The sequence below is a fragment of the Ensifer sp. Root423 genome, from assembly GCF_001426275.1.
Taxonomy (GTDB): Bacteria; Pseudomonadota; Alphaproteobacteria; order Rhizobiales; family Rhizobiaceae; genus Ensifer; species Ensifer adhaerens.
The window spans coordinates 206,977-223,998 of the sequence record NZ_LMEG01000016.1; the positions used below are offsets into that span (position 1 = coordinate 206,977).

17 protein-coding genes are annotated in these 17,022 nt (G+C 62.4%); 7 read left to right on the forward strand and 10 right to left on the reverse strand.

Annotation, left to right across the window (positions count from 1 at the left end; genetic code table 11):
• Window positions 1-19: 19 nt before the first annotated feature.
• The 8 genes from ASD01_RS17315 to ASD01_RS17350 form a co-directional block, all read right to left on the reverse strand.
• Complete coding sequence (locus ASD01_RS17315; RefSeq protein WP_034795817.1) at window positions 20-1,357, reverse strand: pyruvate dehydrogenase complex dihydrolipoamide acetyltransferase; 1,338 nt, start codon at window positions 1,355-1,357, stop codon at window positions 20-22.
• 15 nt (window positions 1,358-1,372) lie between these two features.
• The gene (locus ASD01_RS17320) at window positions 1,373-2,743 is read right to left on the reverse strand and encodes a pyruvate dehydrogenase complex E1 component subunit beta (protein WP_034795821.1); all 1,371 of its coding nucleotides are present in this window, start codon (window positions 2,741-2,743) and stop codon (window positions 1,373-1,375) included.
• A 17-nt stretch (window positions 2,744-2,760) separates the two neighbouring features.
• Entirely contained in the window at window positions 2,761-3,807 is a 1,047-nt protein-coding gene (gene pdhA, locus ASD01_RS17325) for a pyruvate dehydrogenase (acetyl-transferring) E1 component subunit alpha (protein ID WP_034795824.1), read from the reverse strand.
• A 136-nt stretch (window positions 3,808-3,943) separates the two neighbouring features.
• Window positions 3,944-4,264, reverse strand: coding sequence for an FtsB family cell division protein (locus tag ASD01_RS17330; RefSeq protein ID WP_034795840.1), 321 nt, complete (start codon window positions 4,262-4,264; stop codon window positions 3,944-3,946).
• A gap of 146 nt (window positions 4,265-4,410) precedes the next feature.
• Window positions 4,411-5,685 (reverse strand): phosphopyruvate hydratase, encoded by a 1,275-nt coding sequence (gene eno / locus ASD01_RS17335; RefSeq protein ID WP_034795843.1) that lies wholly within the window; start codon window positions 5,683-5,685, stop codon window positions 4,411-4,413.
• Window positions 5,686-5,822: 137 nt separating this feature from the next.
• Window positions 5,823-6,665, reverse strand: coding sequence for a 3-deoxy-8-phosphooctulonate synthase (gene kdsA, locus ASD01_RS17340; RefSeq protein WP_034795847.1), 843 nt, complete (start codon window positions 6,663-6,665; stop codon window positions 5,823-5,825).
• The gene (locus ASD01_RS17345) at window positions 6,665-7,555 is read right to left on the reverse strand and encodes a VOC family protein (RefSeq protein ID WP_034795850.1); all 891 of its coding nucleotides are present in this window, start codon (window positions 7,553-7,555) and stop codon (window positions 6,665-6,667) included. The genes kdsA and ASD01_RS17345 overlap by 1 nt, the downstream gene beginning before the upstream one ends.
• Window positions 7,556-8,101: 546 nt before the next feature.
• Complete coding sequence (locus ASD01_RS17350) at window positions 8,102-8,914, reverse strand: class I SAM-dependent methyltransferase (protein WP_034795853.1); 813 nt, start codon at window positions 8,912-8,914, stop codon at window positions 8,102-8,104.
• A 532-nt stretch (window positions 8,915-9,446) separates the two neighbouring features.
• On the opposite strand from ASD01_RS17350, the gene ASD01_RS17355 reads away from it, so the two are divergent.
• The 7 genes from ASD01_RS17355 (at window position 9,447) to ASD01_RS17385 (ending at window position 14,571) form a co-directional block, all read left to right on the forward strand.
• Window positions 9,447-10,091, forward strand: a complete 645-nt coding sequence (locus tag ASD01_RS17355) for a lysophospholipid acyltransferase family protein (protein ID WP_034796029.1) — start codon at window positions 9,447-9,449, stop codon at window positions 10,089-10,091.
• Window positions 10,088-11,038 (forward strand): phosphatidate cytidylyltransferase, encoded by a 951-nt coding sequence (locus ASD01_RS17360; protein WP_034795857.1) that lies wholly within the window; start codon window positions 10,088-10,090, stop codon window positions 11,036-11,038. The genes ASD01_RS17355 and ASD01_RS17360 overlap by 4 nt, the downstream gene beginning before the upstream one ends.
• The gene (locus ASD01_RS17365; protein ID WP_034795860.1) at window positions 11,035-11,433 is read left to right on the forward strand and encodes a hypothetical protein; all 399 of its coding nucleotides are present in this window, start codon (window positions 11,035-11,037) and stop codon (window positions 11,431-11,433) included. Before ASD01_RS17360 ends, ASD01_RS17365 begins: the two co-directional genes overlap by 4 nt.
• Window positions 11,417-12,073 carry a CDP-alcohol phosphatidyltransferase family protein gene (locus ASD01_RS17370; protein WP_034795863.1) on the forward strand — a complete coding sequence of 219 codons (657 nt, stop codon included), beginning with the start codon at window positions 11,417-11,419 and terminating at the stop codon, window positions 12,071-12,073. The genes ASD01_RS17365 and ASD01_RS17370 overlap by 17 nt, the downstream gene beginning before the upstream one ends.
• A gap of 244 nt (window positions 12,074-12,317) precedes the next feature.
• Window positions 12,318-13,505 carry a DUF418 domain-containing protein gene (locus ASD01_RS17375; RefSeq protein WP_034795866.1) on the forward strand — a complete coding sequence of 396 codons (1,188 nt, stop codon included), beginning with the start codon at window positions 12,318-12,320 and terminating at the stop codon, window positions 13,503-13,505.
• A gap of 152 nt (window positions 13,506-13,657) precedes the next feature.
• A complete protein-coding gene (locus tag ASD01_RS17380) occupies window positions 13,658-13,927 on the forward strand; it encodes an autorepressor SdpR family transcription factor (RefSeq protein WP_197067148.1) in 270 nt (89 codons plus the stop codon).
• Entirely contained in the window at window positions 13,924-14,571 is a 648-nt protein-coding gene (locus tag ASD01_RS17385; protein ID WP_034795869.1) for an SdpI family protein, read from the forward strand. Before ASD01_RS17380 ends, ASD01_RS17385 begins: the two co-directional genes overlap by 4 nt.
• A gap of 94 nt (window positions 14,572-14,665) precedes the next feature.
• Here ASD01_RS17385 and ASD01_RS17390 read toward each other — a convergent pair whose 3' ends face one another.
• Window positions 14,666-16,303, reverse strand: a complete 1,638-nt coding sequence (locus tag ASD01_RS17390; RefSeq protein ID WP_082572995.1) for a CTP synthase — start codon at window positions 16,301-16,303, stop codon at window positions 14,666-14,668.
• 138 nt (window positions 16,304-16,441) lie between these two features.
• The gene (gene secG, locus ASD01_RS17395) at window positions 16,442-16,933 is read right to left on the reverse strand and encodes a preprotein translocase subunit SecG (RefSeq protein WP_034795875.1); all 492 of its coding nucleotides are present in this window, start codon (window positions 16,931-16,933) and stop codon (window positions 16,442-16,444) included.
• Window positions 16,934-17,022: the final 89 nt, after the last annotated feature.

A 17,022-nucleotide genomic window follows, 5' to 3' on the forward strand; every position in this document is an offset into this window, starting at 1 on the left:
AGGCCGGCCCTCATCCAACTCAGACCAGCATGCCCATCGGGTTTTCGATGTAGCGCTTGAAGGCACCGAGCAGTTCGGCACCGAGCGCGCCATCGACGCAGCGATGGTCGGTCGAAAGCGTGACGGTCATGACGTTGGCGATGACCATCTGCTTGTTCTTGACGACGACGCGCTCCTCGCCGGCGCCGACCGCGAGGATCGTGGCATGCGGCGGGTTGACGACGGCGGCGAAGTTCTTGACGCCCATCATGCCCATGTTGGAGACGGCAGTCGTGCCGCCCTGGTATTCTTCGGGCTTTAGCTTGCGGTCCTTGGCACGCTGGCCGAGGTCCTTCATCTCGTTGGAGATGGCCGACAGGCTCTTCAGTTCCGCCTGGCGGATGATCGGGGTGATCAGGCCGCCCGGGATCGACACGGCAACGCCGACGTCGGCGTGCTTGTGCTTGACCATGTTGCTCTCGGTCCACGAGACATTCGCGTTCGGAACATCGCGCAGTGCCAGCGCCAGGGCCTTGATGACCATGTCGTTGACGGAGAGCTTGTAGACCGGCTTGCCACCCTGCTCGGGAGCCGCTGCGTTGAGCTGCGCACGCAGTGCCAGCAACGCGTCGAGTTCGCAGTCCACCGACACGTAGAAGTGCGGGATCGTCTGCTTGGATTCGACGAGACGCTTGGCGATCGTCTTGCGCATGCCGTCATGCGGCACGAGTTCGTAGGAACCCGGCTCGAACAGCTTGAGAACGGCGTCTTCCGACATGCCCTTGGCAAGCGGTGCGGCTGCAGGAGCAGCAGCGCCGGCGGCCGGTGCGGCGGCGGGCTTGGCAGCGCCACCGGAGACGGCGGCTTCGACGTCCTTCTTGACGACGCGGCCATGAGGACCGGTGCCGGCAACTGCCGACAGGTCAATGCCCGTGTCCTTTGCCAGACGGCGTGCGAGCGGCGAGGAGAAGACGCGTGCGCCGCCCTCGGCCCTGGCCGGCTGGGCTGCTGCCGGTGCAGCGGCAGGAGCCGCAGCCGGAGCGCTCGGCGCTGCCGGTGCAGGCGCTTCGGCCTTGGCGGCGGGTGCCGGTGCTGCCGCGCCGTTGCCGCCCTTGGCGGCGGCGGCGACATCCTCGCCATCGGCGGCGAGAACGGCGATCAGCGCATTGACCTTGACGCCATCGGTGCCGGCGGGAACGACGATCTTGGCAACGGTGCCTTCGTCGACGGCTTCGACTTCCATCGTCGCCTTGTCGGTCTCGATCTCGGCAATCACGTCACCGGACTTGACCTTGTCGCCTTCCTTGACGAGCCACTTGGCCAGATTGCCTTCTTCCATCGTCGGGGAGAGGGCAGGCATTGTGATGTTGATAGGCATCGAAGGGCCCTCCCCTTATTTGTAGCAAACGGCTTTCACCGCATCGACAACCTCTGCGACGTTCGGAAGCGCGAGCTTCTCGAGGTTCGCGGCGTAAGGCATCGGCACATCCTTGCCGGCGATCGTCAGGATCGGGGCGTCAAGGTAGTCGAAGGCCTGCTGCATGACGCGGGTTGCGATCTCGGTGCCGACGGAAGACTGCGGATAGCCTTCTTCGACGGTGACCAGACGGCCGGTCTTCTTGACGGATTCGATGACCGTCGGCAGGTCCATCGGACGGATGGTGCGCAGGTCGATCAGTTCGACATCGATGCCTTGGGCTTCGAGTTCGGCAACCGCCTTGACGGCGTAGGTCATGCCGATACCGAAGGAAACGATCGTTGCGTCCTTGCCGATCTTGTGGATACGGGCCTTGCCGATCGGCAGCACGAAATCGTCAAGCTTCGGCACTTCGAAGGAGTGACCGTAGAGGATTTCGTTTTCGAGGAAGATGACCGGGTTCGGGTCGCGGATCGCAGCCTTGAGCAGGCCCTTGGCGTCGGCAGCCGTGTAGGGCATGACGACCTTGAGGCCCGGGATATGGCTGTACCAGGCGGCGTAGCACTGCGAGTGCTGGGCGGCCACGCGGGCAGCGGCACCGCTCGGGCCACGGAAGACGATCGGCGCGCCCATCTGGCCGCCGGACATATAGAGTGTCTTGGCAGCGGAGTTGATGATCTGGTCGATCGCCTGCATGGCGAAGTTGAAGGTCATGAACTCGACGATCGGACGAAGGCCGGTCATGGCAGCGCCGACGCCGACGCCGGCAAAGCCGTGCTCAGTGATCGGGGTATCGATGACACGGCGGGCGCCGAATTCCTGCAGCAGGCCCTGGGTAATCTTGTAGGCGCCCTGATATTCGGCGACTTCTTCACCCATGACGAAGACGTCGTCGCTTGCGCGCATTTCTTCGGCCATGGCGTCGCGAAGTGCTTCGCGAACGGTCATCGTCACCATTTCGGTGCCGGCAGGGATCGCCGGATCAGCAGCGACTTCGACCTTCGGCTGGGCTGCAACCGGAGCCGGCGCGGAAGCGGCCGGCGCTTCGGCAGCGGCTGCCTTCGGCGCTTCGGCCTTCGGAGCGGCGATGTCGCCAGCGCCTTCGCCGTCTTGCAGCAGCACGGCGATCGGGGTATTGACCTTGACGCCTTCGGTGCCGGCGGCAATCAAGAGCTTGCCGATCGTGCCTTCATCGACGGCTTCGACTTCCATCGTTGCCTTATCGGTCTCGATTTCGGCAATGACGTCGCCGGAGGACACCTTGTCCCCCTCGTTCTTCAGCCATTTCGAGAGCGTGCCTTCCTCCATGGTCGGGGAAAGGGCGGGCATAAGAATTTCTACTGGCATGTTTGTCCCTCCCCGGATCAAAGCAGGATGTCGGTGTAGAGCTCGGATGCATCCGGCTCCGGATCGGCCTGGGCAAAATCGGCGCTGTCGGCAACGATGTCACGGACTTCCTTGTCGATCTGCTTCAGCTCATCCTCGTTCGCCCAACCCTTTTCGGTCAGACGCGCCTTCACCTGCTCGATCGGGTCATGCTCCGAGCGCATCTTCTGCACTTCGTCCTTCGAGCGGTACTTCGCCGGATCGGACATCGAGTGACCGCGGTAGCGATAGGTCTGCATCTCAAGGATGATCGGACCCTTGCCCGAGCGGCAATGCTCGACCGCCTCGTCGCCAGCGGCCTTGACCGCGCGCACGTCCATGCCGTCGACCTGGAAGCCCGGAATGTTGAAGGAGACGCCGCGCTGCGAGAAGTCGGTCTGTGCCGAAGCCCGCGAAACGGAAGTACCCATGGCGTAGCGGTTGTTCTCGATCACGTAGATCACCGGCAGCTTCCAGAGCTGCGCCATGTTGAAGCTTTCGTAGACCTGGCCCTGGTTGGCAGCGCCGTCACCGAAATAGGCAACGGACACATTGTCGTTTCCGCGATAGCGGTTGGCAAAGGCAAGACCGGTGCCGAGCGACACCTGGGCGCCGACGATGCCGTGGCCGCCATAGAAGTGCTTTTCCTTGGAGAACATGTGCATCGAGCCGCCCTTCCCCTTGGAAAGGCCGCTGCGACGACCGGTGAGTTCGGCCATGACGCCGCGGGCGCTCATGCCGCAGGCCAGCATGTGGCCATGATCACGGTAGGCGGTGATGACCTGGTCGCCTTCCTTCAGCGCCATCTGCATGCCGACGACAACGGCTTCCTGGCCGATGTAGAGGTGACAGAAGCCGCCGATGAAGCCCATGCCATAGAGCTGGCCGGCCTTTTCCTCGAAACGCCGGATCAGCAGCATCTCGCGGTAGGCACTCAGATCTTCCTGTTTGGAGAAGTCGGCGAACGTGCCGCCGTTGAAGTCTTTCTTCGCCGGCTTTGCGGCACTCTTGCGGCTGGAAACGGACGCGGATTTTCGCGGAGCCATTCGTTCCTCCCAATGGTTAGCCTTTTGCGGTTACCATAGGGAAAGAAAGCAGACACAGCAATGCCATATTTGCATGGCTCACATTCCACGCAAATAATTGATTTTGCTTTACAAATTTCAATTAACTGAATTCTGGTTAATTTGCGGCACGGTGAAAAATAACGATCTCGTCACTTCGCGACATGTTCAGCGCGAGGCGAGCCTTTTCATCCAGCATGTCCCGTTCCAGCGACCCATCACTCATCAGCTGAACCTCCTTTTCGAGGATCATTCGCTGCTTCGTGAGCTTATCCAGCCGCGCCTGCCGCTCGACGATCTGACGATCGAATTGCTCGGTCGCCTTCAGGCCATAGCCGCCGTGAATGGAATGATAGCCGAAGTAGGAGAGAAAGGCGACCGCGATCAGCGGCATCACCAGCCGACCCAGTTTCCGTTTCTTATGATGCCGTGTCCACATGCATTCCCGCCCTGATACGCAGTACGGCAATCAGATTAGCGTCGATTGATTAACCGACCGTTGACCATGAACGGCAGGAAAATAGAAACCCGCCCACACGGGGCTGTGTGGGCGGGCTCAGTTTTCAGACAAAAATCAGGCGGCGATCAACCGCGCAGGATCGAACGGCCGGCGTACTTGGCCTGCAGGCCAAGCTGCTCTTCGATGCGGATCAGCTGGTTGTACTTTGCGAGCCGGTCCGAACGGGCAAGCGAGCCGGTCTTGATCTGGCCGCAGTTGGTGGCAACCGCGAGATCGGCGATCGTCGCATCTTCGGTTTCGCCCGAACGGTGCGACATGACGGCGGTGTAGCGCGCCTTGTGTGCGGTCTCGACGGCGTCGAGCGTTTCCGACAGCGAGCCGATCTGGTTGACCTTGACGAGGATCGAGTTGGCGACACCCATCTTGATGCCGTCGCGCAGGCGGGCCGAGTTGGTGACGAACAGGTCGTCCCCGACGAGCTGGCACTTGTTGCCGATGAGATCGGTCACAGCCTTCCAGCCGTCCCAGTCGTCTTCGGCCATGCCGTCTTCGATCGAGAAGATCGGGTACTTGGCGGCGAGTTCGGCAAGATATTCAGCCATTGCGCCCGGCTCCAGCGTGCGGCCTTCGCCTTCGAGTACGTACTTGCCGTCCTTGAAGAATTCGGTCGCTGCGCAATCGAGCGCGATGAACATGTCTTCGCCCGGCTTGTAGCCAGCCTTCTCGATCGACTTCATGATGAAGTCGAGCGCTGCCGGGGCCGAAGCGAGACCCGGCGCGAAGCCGCCTTCGTCGCCGACATTGGTGTTGTGGCCGTCGGCTGCAAGCTGCTTCTTCAGCGTGTGGAACACTTCCGAGCCCATGCGAACAGCATCACGCATCGTGTCGGCGCCAACCGGAACGATCATGAACTCCTGGAAGTCGATCGGGTTGTCGGCGTGCGCGCCACCGTTGATGATGTTCATCATCGGAACCGGGAGCACGTGGGCGTTCGGACCACCGACGTAACGGTAGAGCGGCAGGCCGGCAGCTTCGGCGGCAGCCTTGGAAACGGCAAGCGAAACGCCGAGAATGGCGTTGGCGCCGAGGCGCGACTTGTTCGCCGTGCCGTCGAGCTCGATCATGGTCTTGTCGATCTGGATCTGGTTCTCGGCATCGAGACCGCCGATCGCTTCGAAGATCTCGCCGTTGACGGCTTCGACGGCACGTTCAACGCCCTTGCCGAGGTAACGCGTACCACCATCGCGCAGCTCAACAGCCTCATGGGCACCGGTCGAGGCGCCCGACGGGACTGCCGCGCGGCCGAAGCTTCCGTCTTCCAGGTACACGTCGACCTCGACGGTCGGGTTGCCGCGGCTGTCCAGAATTTCTCGGCCGATGATGTCGATGATTGCAGTCATGATCTCTTCCCTGTTGAGGACGGTGGGTGGTCGGGGCCTGTCATACGCCAAGGCCTCGAAATTACAATGGCGCGCAATATGCAAAAACAACCGCGCCATTGCGGTTCATGAAAATTTCACGAAGCGTCGCGCGGGTCTCAGCCCTTGGCGATCGCGTCGAAAGCCAGCAGCTTTTCGAGCAGCCTCGGCATATCCTTCAGATGCACCATGTTCGGGCCGTCCGAGGGTGCGTTGTCCGGGTCTTCGTGCGTCTCGACAAACACACCTGCGACGCCAACCGCCACGGCCGCACGCGCCAGGGTCTCGACAAATTCTCGTTGACCGCCCGAAGAGCCGCCCTGCCCGCCCGGCTGCTGAACCGAATGGGTCGCATCAAAGACGACCGGCGCGCCGAGCGAAGCCATGATCGGCAGCGAGCGCATGTCGGAGACCAGCGTGTTGTAGCCGAAGGAAGCGCCACGCTCGCAGAGCATGACATTGGGGTTGCCGCTCTCGGTGAACTTCGCCAACACGTTCTTCATATCCCAGGGCGCCAGGAACTGGCCCTTCTTGACGTTGATCGCGCGGCCGGTCTTGGCGGCTGCGACCAGAAGATCGGTCTGGCGCGACAGGAAGGCCGGGATCTGCAGGATATCGACCGTCGGCGCGACCAGAGCACATTGCTCTTCGGTGTGCACGTCGGTCAGAACCGGAAAGCCGAATTCCCTTTTCAGGTCGGCGAAGATTTCCATCGCCTTGTCGAGACCGATGCCACGCTTGCCCGAAAGGGAGGTGCGGTTGGCCTTGTCGAAGGAGGACTTGTAGACGAGGCCGAGGCCGAGCTTGTTGCAGAGTTCTGAGAGCGCGCCCGCCATCATGAAGGCGTGTTCACGGCTCTCCATCTGGCAGGGGCCGGCGATCAGCGACAACTTCTCGGTCTGTGCGAAGGCGACCTGACGGGCGCCCTCACCGACAACGACTCTGGCATTGGTTTTCATCATCAAGCTCCAAACGCGAAGATCACCCCTTGCCCCGGCATTTCGGGGACAATGAGGCGCCCGCCCATTTCTGCAAATTCGATATCGTTCTCGGCAAAGAGCGCCCGCGTTGCCTCGAGATCGGCAACACGGAAGACGACCGCCCGTCCGCGAAGGCCCCGTTCGGCACCGCGCACCGAGCGACCGAAGAAGGCTTCCATGCCGGCGGCGTTCAGCACCGAGATCTTGGCGTTGGTGGTCGCGACATCCATGCCGAAGGAATGCGCCGAAACCTCGCGCTCATCGACCGCTTCCTGCAGCAGATACTGGAAATCAGTCGGATTGGCTTCCGACAGCACCACTTCGCTTATGCCGATCACGCCGTTGTCGTGTCGCTCCAGCGCCGCCCGATCGGTGGGGAGTGCGCGAACGCGCTGACAGCTGAAAAGAAAGAGATCCGGCGCGCGCAGGTCGGCCGCAAAGGCAAGACGGAACGAGCCCAGTCCTTCGCGGCCATCCGGCAACTTCATCGGCCGGGAAAACTCCAGCATGTCACCGCCGGAGATGCCCCGCGCCCTAAAACGAATGTGGTCGCTCGCCGCATCCTCGGTGCCGAAGACCAGCGCCGAGAGGCCTTCCGGTCCCTGGCGGAAACGAAACGCCTGATCACGCGCCACAAAGGCGTTGCCGTCGAGTGCCGCCGCCTCGCACTCCTCGCGGGACGCTATGGCTAGCGGTTCGAGATAGGTGCCGTCGGCAAAGAAGACGCAGGCATTTTCGGTGCCGAACGGATGGCGGGCATCGTCGGCGACGGTGAAGCCGAGATTGGAAAGCCGACGCCGCGCCTGGGTAAGCGTATCCACCGGCAGCACGAGGTGATCGAGCGGGCGGGTGGTGCGCTTGGAGAGGCTCATGGCGTGTTCCCTGATGGTTCGCCGCTGTTTGCAACTTTTGGCCGGCGAATGCAAGCCGGGTCACCGCCAGGGGCCGGATCGGCCATCCGGGTTCGGGCCGTTGCCGCAAAGTGAGCCGTCCGCGGCCGGCTGCGCCCGCCGCGGATTATGCCTGTCAGCGGGAGACGAACCGCCGGAAGGTCAGTAGTAGCCCGGCGCCGTCGTGGCGTTCGCCGTGTTCCCCGCACCGAGACCGGGGGCGAACGTCTGGGGCTGCGTGTAGGATGTATTGGTCGAGGACGTCGAGGCACAACCCGAAAGCCCCAGCACGGCAACCGCCAAAGGCACGAACAACAAAGCGATGAAGCGCATATGGATTGACCCCTTTCCAGTTTCGCTGACGACAGGAAAGTACGAAACCGATGCGTTGGCGAGTACGTAACAGTAACGCGACGTAAAAAGGCGGTGCGGAAGCCGGGATCGGCAACCGCAGCGCCTTCCGGCCGCTGCGACTGCCCTCGTTGCGTGCGAGCTTGCGGGCCCGAACAGAGCGCCGGGCCTGCCGCATCAGGGATGAAGATCGCTCTTGATGGCAAAGGTGGCGATGAAAGTCGGCACGAACCTGTCGATCAGGAAACGAGCCGACGGCTGCCAATCCTCGTGAAAGCCGGCCAACAGGAAACCGACCTTCAGCTGCCCCTCGATCTGCGCAGAAAGGCTGTGTCCGAAGACCAGGGCCTCGCCCCGATCGACCTTGGCCTGCACGACATCGGGCGCGAGATGCTCCACCTCGGCAAAGGGGAGCCGGTAAGCCGGGCGGATAAGGCCCTTTTCCGCATGGGCCGGATCGCGGTCGCCGACGAAAACGATCGGATTGTAGAAGCTCGAAAGCAGCCGACCGCCGGTCTTCAGCACCCGGTGGCACTCCCGCCAGACCGGCTGGATGTCGGGAACATAGAGGTTCGAGATCGGATGAAAGACGATGTCGAAGGTTTCGTCCGCAAAGGTCGCGAGGTCCCGCATGTCGCCCTGCACGGTCAAAAGCGAAAGCCCTTCGCGTTCGGCGACGCGCCGATCCTGTTCGAGCTGTCCCTCGGAGAGGTCGAAGACCGTAACGTCCGCACCGGCGGCGGCCAGGGTCGGCGCCTGCTGCCCGCCGGCGGACGCCAGGCAGAGGATCTTCTTGCCCTTGACGTCGGGCAACCAGCCCTCAGGCAGATCGCCGGGCGTCAGCCGCGCCTGCCACTGCCCTTTGCGGGCGTCGGCGATCATCTCGCGTGTGACCGGGCGGGACCATTCGCAGTCCTGGCTTGCCTGCCTGTCCCACGCCTGGCGATTGTGATCGATGATATCGAGATTGGAGGAGGAAATGTCTTGCATGTTCGGTCCCTGGAACTTGTCCTGATGTGACCGCTCACGAAGGCGAATGGAGATCGCAGGCAGAAATGCCCTAGCGTTCGTCCGTCGATGCGGATCGCAGCAATGCCATCGTCCATCTTCTTCGCAAGCGAAGTTGAGGCGATTCGGTTTTCACCGGGCATTACTGGCGCATTGGACGACGCTCCCCTTACTGGAAGCCGCAAGCTAGCGGCTAAGTTGCGGATGGTCAACGCGAACGGAGGCCCACGGCTGCGACGTGCCGCCGCAATGGTTTCTCCGTCATGGTGTCGGCGAACGAATATCCGGCATGGTCTGCGCGTTATCATGTTGCGCATGATTTCAACCGCTTGAGAAGCCGTCACAATTGCGTAAAATTCGTCATTGCAGCCTGGAGTTATGCCGGGCAGCAGGCTGAGGGGCAGCATTTGATTATTGAGTCGCAAGACAAGAAACGCATCCGGGCACGGCCGAGTCACGCCAAGGGGCGCTTCGGCACACTGACTCGGCTCCCAACCGGGCACAAACCCACATGATGCGCGAGATGATGGCCAAGCTGGCTTCCATCGCCATCATGATGTTTGCGCGGGCGCTGACGGCGGCGCGCGCCCTCTGGCATGAGACCGGCCTGCCGCCGAAGCAGAGCATCTATTTCGCCAACCACTCCAGCCACGGCGATTTCGTGCTGATCTGGGCGGTCTTGCCGCCCTGGCTCAGGGAACGCGCGCGGCCGGTCGCAGGTGCCGAATACTGGCTGAAATCGAAGCTTTCGACCTTCATCGGCCGCGACGTCTTCGACGCGGTGCTGATCGAGCGCGACCCGGATGCGCGCACGCAGGACCCGGTCGAGCAGATGACGGCCGTGCTCAACGACGGATCGTCGCTCATTCTCTTTCCCGAGGGAACGCGCAACCAGACCGAAGCGCGACTGCTGCCGTTCAAGAGCGGGCTCTATCACCTCGCCTGCAAGCGCCCGGACGTGGCGCTGGTTCCCGTCTGGATCAACAATCTCAACCGCGTCATGCCCAAGGGGGAGTTCGTGCCGATCCCGCTCATCTGCACCGTCAATTTCGGCGAACCGATGCGCCTCAAGGCGCAGGAGACGAAGGAAGAGTTCATCGCTCGCGCCGAGACCGCCCTGCTTTCGCTCGCGCCTTCATCGACGGATGACGGCGCATGAGCGCGGCCAGCCTGGACATGCTCAAGCTGCTCTTCGGCGTCGGCGGCGTTCTCGTGCTGGCGTCAAGCGTCGGCTACATGCTCAAGCAGAAGCTGTCGCCTGACGGGTCGAACGGCTCGATCGAGAACCTCAACGCCCGCATCAAGGCGTGGTGGGCAATGGTAGTGCTGATCGCCATCGCCTTCGTTGCCGGACGGGTCGGCGTGCTCCTGCTCTTTGCCTTCTGCTCGTTTGCGGCGCTGCGCGAGTTCATCACGCTCATCAACACGCGGCGCGGCGACCACTGGGCGATCGCAGGCGCCTTCTTCGTCGTCCTGCCGATCAACTACTTCCTGCTCTGGGCCGAGCAATACGGCATCTATTCGATCTTCGTGCCGGTCTACGCCTTCCTGCTGATGCCGATCGTTGCGGTTCTTCGCGGCGACACGCGCGACTTCCTGGTCCGGATCTCCGAGGTGCAATGGGCGTTGATGATCTGCGTCTTCTGCGCCTCGCACGTGCCGGCGCTGCTAACGCTGCAGATTCCGGGCTATGAGGGACGCAACGTGCTTCTCATCGCCTTCCTCGTCATCGTCGTTCAGTCGAGCGACGTGCTGCAATATGTCTGGGGCAAGCTCTTCGGCAAAACCAAGATCGCGCCAACCCTTTCGCCGTCGAAAACGGTCGAGGGTTTCGTCGGCGGCGTTGCGAGCGCAACGCTGATCGGCGCCTCGCTCTGGTGGATTACCCCGTTCACCCCGGCGCAAGCCGCGTTGATGTCGCTCATCATAACCCTGATGGGATTCTTCGGCGGGCTCGTGATGTCGGCGATCAAGCGGGACCGCGGCGTCAAGGACTGGGGCCATCTGATCGAAGGCCATGGCGGGCTGATCGACCGGCTCGATTCCGTCGTCTTCTCCGCGCCGATCTTCTTCCACCTGACGCGCTACTGGTGGTCGCTGACATGAGCGCGAAACTGAAGGGGCTGGCATCAAGCGGGGTCGTACATGTGGCCTTCGCCTTTTTCGCCATGGGCGGCTGGGCGCTTTTCGCCAACCGCCATCACCCCATGCCCAAGCCGCTTGTTGCCGGCCTCGTCCAGGGAACGCTTTCGGCGCTGCTTACCCTCTACCTCAAGACGGCGATCGATGCGCTTTCCAGGCGGTTCAACGGCGCCAGGCGCCTGGTTCTGCCACCGCTCTTCGCGTGCCTCGGCTCGTCTGCAATTCTGGTCGCGATCCATGCCGCCAGCGGCACGCCCGAGATCCTGAAAACGATTGCGCTGCCGCTCACGGTTTCGACCACCTACGCCGCCATCTACAACTATTCCATCAGCCGAGGCGAACATGACCGAGACCGGTGACCGCAGGCCGCTCGCAAGCCGCAACACCCGCTGGGCGCAGGCCACTGCGCGCCGCCTGGCATCGATGAACCTCACGCCAAACCGGATCTCGCAGGCAAGCATGCTGGCGGCCGCCCTTGCCGGCCTTTCCTTCTGGCTCACGGGCGAAAGCGAGGACGGCGTAAGGGCGAGCCTGTTCATCGCCGCCGCGCTCTTCTGCCAGTTGCGCCTGCTCTGCAACCTTTTCGATGGCATGGTCGCCGTCGAGGGTGGCAAGGGCGAGGCCGATGGTCCCTTCTGGAACGAGTTTCCCGATCGCATCGCCGACATCTTCATCTTCGTCGGCGCCGGATTTGCCATCGGCGTGCCGGCTCTCGGTTTTGCCGCGGCCACCTTCGGCGTGCTGACCGCCTACGTGCGCGAGCTCGGCCGTGCCAATGGCGCGCCGGGCGATTTCTCCGGCCCGATGGCCAAACAACACCGCATGGCGACGATGACGCTGGCCGCCGTGGTGTCCGCCTTCGAAGGCCTCTGGCTCGGCGATGGCGAACTGCTGTGGATCGCGCTCCTTGCGATCTCGACTGGGGCTGCGCTTACGGCCCTGCTGCGCGCTCGTCGCCAGATTGCCTGGCTTCGGCAAAACGCTCCCCACAAAGGCTAAACACCCTCTTCACGCATCATGAACGAGGCCGCAGCAACATCGCGCGGCCCTCTTGACGTATGTCCATGCCAATTATTAGATAGATTAGTCTATTTATTAAATGCTACGAGCATCGGCGATGAACGAATGCTCTCGCGCACCAAGATCGGCGGGGATCAGGCACATGGTCGCAGCTTCCTGAAAGCAAACTTTTTCAATCGGTTACGGCGCAAATTTATAGCGCCTCCCGTAACGGAGAACACGAATGAGTACCCCAGACCGCATCGACGACGTCGATGCATTGCGTGGCTTTGCCTTGCTCGGCATCCTCCTTGTCAACATCATGGCCTTCGCCTCCGCCTTCTACGGGCTGGAAATTTCCGACCCCGCCTTCGGCGGCATCCTCGATCGCAGCGTGCATTTCGTGATCGCCCTGTTCTTCGAAATGAAATTCTACCTGCTCTTCTCGTTCCTGTTCGGCTACAGCTTCACCCTGCAGATGCGTTCGGCGGAAAAATCCGGCGAGGCCTTCGTTCCCAGGCTCCTGCGCCGACAGATGGGCCTCTGGCTGATCGGGCTTGCCCATGCGGTCCTGCTTTTCCATGGCGATATTCTCACCACCTACGCGGTGCTTGGCATCGTCCTCCTGATGCTCAAAAACCGCAGCGATGGGGCCCTCTTCCGCCTGGCGAAATGGCTGGTCCTTATCCTTGCAGTGGTCTGGGGCACACTCGGCATCCTCATCACGCTGGATCCGGTACCGCTCGATCGGTCTGCCATTCTTTCCGCCGCGGAGGCGGCCGAGCTTGCCTTCCAAGGCGACTGGCAAGCCGTCATCGGTCAGCACCTTACGGAGCTCAACTCGGTCTGGATCATCCTCGTCCTGCTGCAAGCGCCGTGCGCGCTGGCGATGTTCCTGCTCGGCCTGATCGCCGGGCGTCGCAAGACCTTGGCGCGGCCGGAGGAGAACACGGCGTTGTTCCAGCGCCTCGTTCGTACCGGTCTCTGGATCGGCCTGCCTGGCGCCGTCATCTATGCCTATGTCAGCGTCGAGATGCCCGAATCGCCAATCGCGGTCATCGCGCTTTCGATCGGGCTCGCCACCGGCCCGCTTCTCACCGGCGCCTATGTCGGCGCCATGATGCTGCTCTTCGGATCCGAAACCGGCCACAGCCTGCGCAACCTGCTGGCGCCTGCCGGCCGCATGGCGCTGTCCAACTATCTGCTGCAGTCGCTGATCGCGGCGCTGATCTTCCATGGTTACGGCCTTGGTCTCATCGGCCAGGTCGCGCCTTTGGCAAGCGTGCTGATCGCGCTTGCGATCTTTGCCGCCCAGCTCTTCATCAGCCACTGGTGGATGGCCCGTTTCGCCTATGGCCCGCTCGAATGGATCCTGCGCTTCATCACCATCGGCCGCGTGCCGCAGTGGCGCCGCCCGGCGGAGGCGCGCTGACGGACACCAGCCAATTCCCGCAACCAATGCTGCCCGGCGCCTTCGGCGCTGGGCATTTTCGCTTCCTGGCTTGAGACGCAGTTCGGCACTATTTCGCTTTGACTCTAATTAGATGTTTGTCTAAATATTGAGACAACAAGCGAGCGGAGACGATGCGGATCAACAGGGTTTTCGAGGCGCTTTCTCATCCCGTGCGGCGGCAGATCCTGGCACTGTTGAAGGCCGGGCCGATGAGCGCCGGCGAACTCGCCGAGCATTTCGACCTGACCAAGCCGACGCTTTCCGTGCATTTCAACAAGCTGCGCGAGGCAGAACTCGTCGCGGTCGAGCGGCGCGGCACGAGCCTCATCTACCACCTCAACATGTCCATTCTCGAAGAGGCGCTCGGCGGTCTCCTCAGCACAAGGGATCAAGCACCATGACCTTGCTTTTGCGTTCCCCGATCGCGCTGGTCGCTGGCGGCATACTTTTTTCCGCGACGCTCGTCGGCTATCTCGCAATCCCCGCCGAGGCGCTGCTTCCGATCCATTGGGGTGTTGACGGCACGGCCGATGCCTTCTGGCCGCGTAACCGGGCGCTAGCGCTGGCGCCTGTGGCGGTCGCCGTGCTTGCCGCATTCTCGTTCGTCGTCGGTCGGTTCGCACCACAGGCCGAGCTTCAGGCGGGCCGGCATATCGCCGAAGTCACCCTCCCGGCGATCCTCGCGCTCTTTGCCGCCATTCAAACTGTGATCGTGCTGATCGGGCTTGGCGGCGACCTCTCGATGACGCGCGTGATCGCCTTCGGCCTCGGACTTCTGTCGATCGTCGTCGGCAACGTCCTGCCGAAATCGCAGCCGAACGGCCTTGCCGGCATTCGGCTGCCGTGGACGCTCGCCGATAACGCCAACTGGCGGGCAACGCACCGGCTTGCGGGCCTGCTGATGGTCTGCGCCGGTATCACCCTGGCGCTGCTGGCCCTCGTCATGAGCACCGGTCCAGCGCTTGCCGCAGCGACGATCGCCGCGCTGCTGCTGCCGGTCGCAATTGCAGCGCTCTATAGCTACCACATCGCCCGTCGCAGTTAGTGGCTCCAGGCGTCGCAGCTCGGCCGCAGCGCAACGGCAGAAATGAAAAAGGCCGGTCTTGCGACCGGCCTTTTGCTTGTCTTTCCTGTGCGCCTCAAACGAGACGCGACTGTTCCAGTGCAGCTTCGATGAAGCTTCCAAACAGCGGATGCGGATCGAGCGGACGCGACTTCAGTTCCGGGTGGTACTGAACGCCGATGAACCACGGATGATCCGGATACTCGACCGTCTCCGGCAGGATGCCGTCCGGCGACATGCCCGAAAACACCAGACCGCAGGACTCAAGCCGATCCTTGTAGTCAACGTTGACTTCGTAGCGGTGGCGGTGACGCTCAAAGATCTCGGTCGAACCGTAGATCTCGGCAATCTTGGTGTCGGCCTTCAACGATGCGCGATAGGCGCCAAGCCGCATCGTGCCACCGAGATCACCCGATGCGGAACGCTTCTCGAGTTCGTTGCCCTTCACCCACTCGGTCATCAGACCAACGACCGGTTCCTTGGTCGGACCGAACTCGGTGGAGGACGCCTTCTCGATGCCGGCGAGGTTGCGGGCAGCTTCAACGACAGCCATCTGCATGCCGAAGCAGATGCCAAAATACGGCACCTTGCGCTCGCGGGCAAAGCGCGCCGCGTTGATCTTGCCCTCCGAACCGCGTTCGCCGAAACCGCCGGGAACGAGGATGCCGTGTACCTTTTCAAGGTAGGGCGCTGCGTCTTCCTTCTCGAAGACTTCCGATTCGATCCACTCGAGCTTGACCTTCACCCGGTTGGCGATGCCACCATGGTAAAGCGCTTCGATCAGCGACTTGTAGGCATCCTTGAGGCCGGTGTACTTGCCGACGATCGCGATCGTGACTTCGCCTTCCGGCGTGCGGATGCGATCGGCAACCCGTTCCCAGGCGTCCATGCGCGGCTTCGGCGCCGGTTCGATGCCGAAGGCTGCCAGCACTTCGTTGTCGAGGCCTTCCTTGTGGTAGGCGATCGGAACGTCGTAGATCGAGGCAACGTCGAGCGCCTGGATGACTGCCGACTGGCGGACGTTACAGAAGAGCGAGAGCTTGCGACGCTCGGCCTCCGGAATTTCGCGGTCCGCACGAACGAGGAGGATATCAGGGTGGATGCCGAGGGCCTGCAGTTCCTTGACGGAATGCTGCGTCGGCTTGGTCTTCAGTTCGCCGGCAGCCGGGATATAGGGCATCAGAGTGAGATGGACGTAGACGGCGGTGCCACGCGGCAGGTCGTTGCCGAGCTGGCGGATCGCCTCCATGAAGGGCATCGCCTCGATGTCGCCGACGGTGCCGCCGATTTCGCAGAGAACGAAGTCGTAGTCGTCGTTGCCTTCGGTGACGAAGTTCTTGATTTCGTTGGTAACGTGCGGGATCACCTGAACGGTTGCGCCGAGATAGTCGCCGCGACGTTCCTTGTCGATGATGTTCTTATAGATCCGGCCCGTGGTGATGTTGTCGGTCTTCGTCGCCGAACGCCCTGTGAAGCGTTCATAGTGGCCGAGATCGAGATCTGTCTCCGCGCCATCGTCGGTTACGAAAACCTCACCGTGCTGGGTCGGGCTCATGGTGCCCGGGTCAACGTTGAGATAGGGGTCGAGCTTGCGCAGTCTCACCCGGTAGCCACGCGCCTGCAGCAGTGCTCCGAGAGCCGCTGCAGCGATGCCTTTTCCGAGGGAGGAAACCACGCCGCCTGTGATGAATACATATCGCGCCATGGGAGTCACCGGATACCTTTTAACAAATGATTCCGCCACCGAAAAATTCATGTTCCAGAACTTTTCGTCTTGGGATGGAGGCAGATTTCACACAAAACAAAACCGGCGGATGAAACATCCGCCGGCGGGTTCTTCAGAATTGCGACCTTATTGGCCGCTGGGAACTTGCGATCCCGTATTGCTGTTGGCGCCAGCGGCGGGCGCCGGGGTCGTTGCGCCGCCGGCCGGGGCTTCGCCCGTCGTTGCCGGTGCGGTCGTCGAGGGAACGCCATTGTCGGCCGGAGCGGCGTTGCCGGTTGCCGGCTGCTGTCCAGTCGCACCGCCAGCCGGAGCCGGAGCGCCGCCACCGAGCGAATTGAGAACGCCACCGCCGTTCGAGCTGGTGCCCGGGATACGGTCGAGGATGTCGGTCGCCTGCGGCTGGTAACGCGCGAGAATGCCCATGCCGAGCGCCAGGACGAAGAAGAGCGCGGCAAGGATCGCCGTCGTGCGGGTCAGCGCATTGGCCGTGCCGCGCGCGGACATGAAGCCCGAGCCGCCGCCGATGCCCAGGCCACCGCCTTCGGAACGCTGAATGAGTACGACGCCGATCAGGGCGACGACGACCATGAGATAGATGACGAGTAGTACGGTCTGCATCAGCTTCCAGTCCTGCCCTTGGGGCACACGAATCAAACCCTGCGCAAACTCGGCATGGCCGGGCGCAATTTTCGCGCCTCTTTATACCA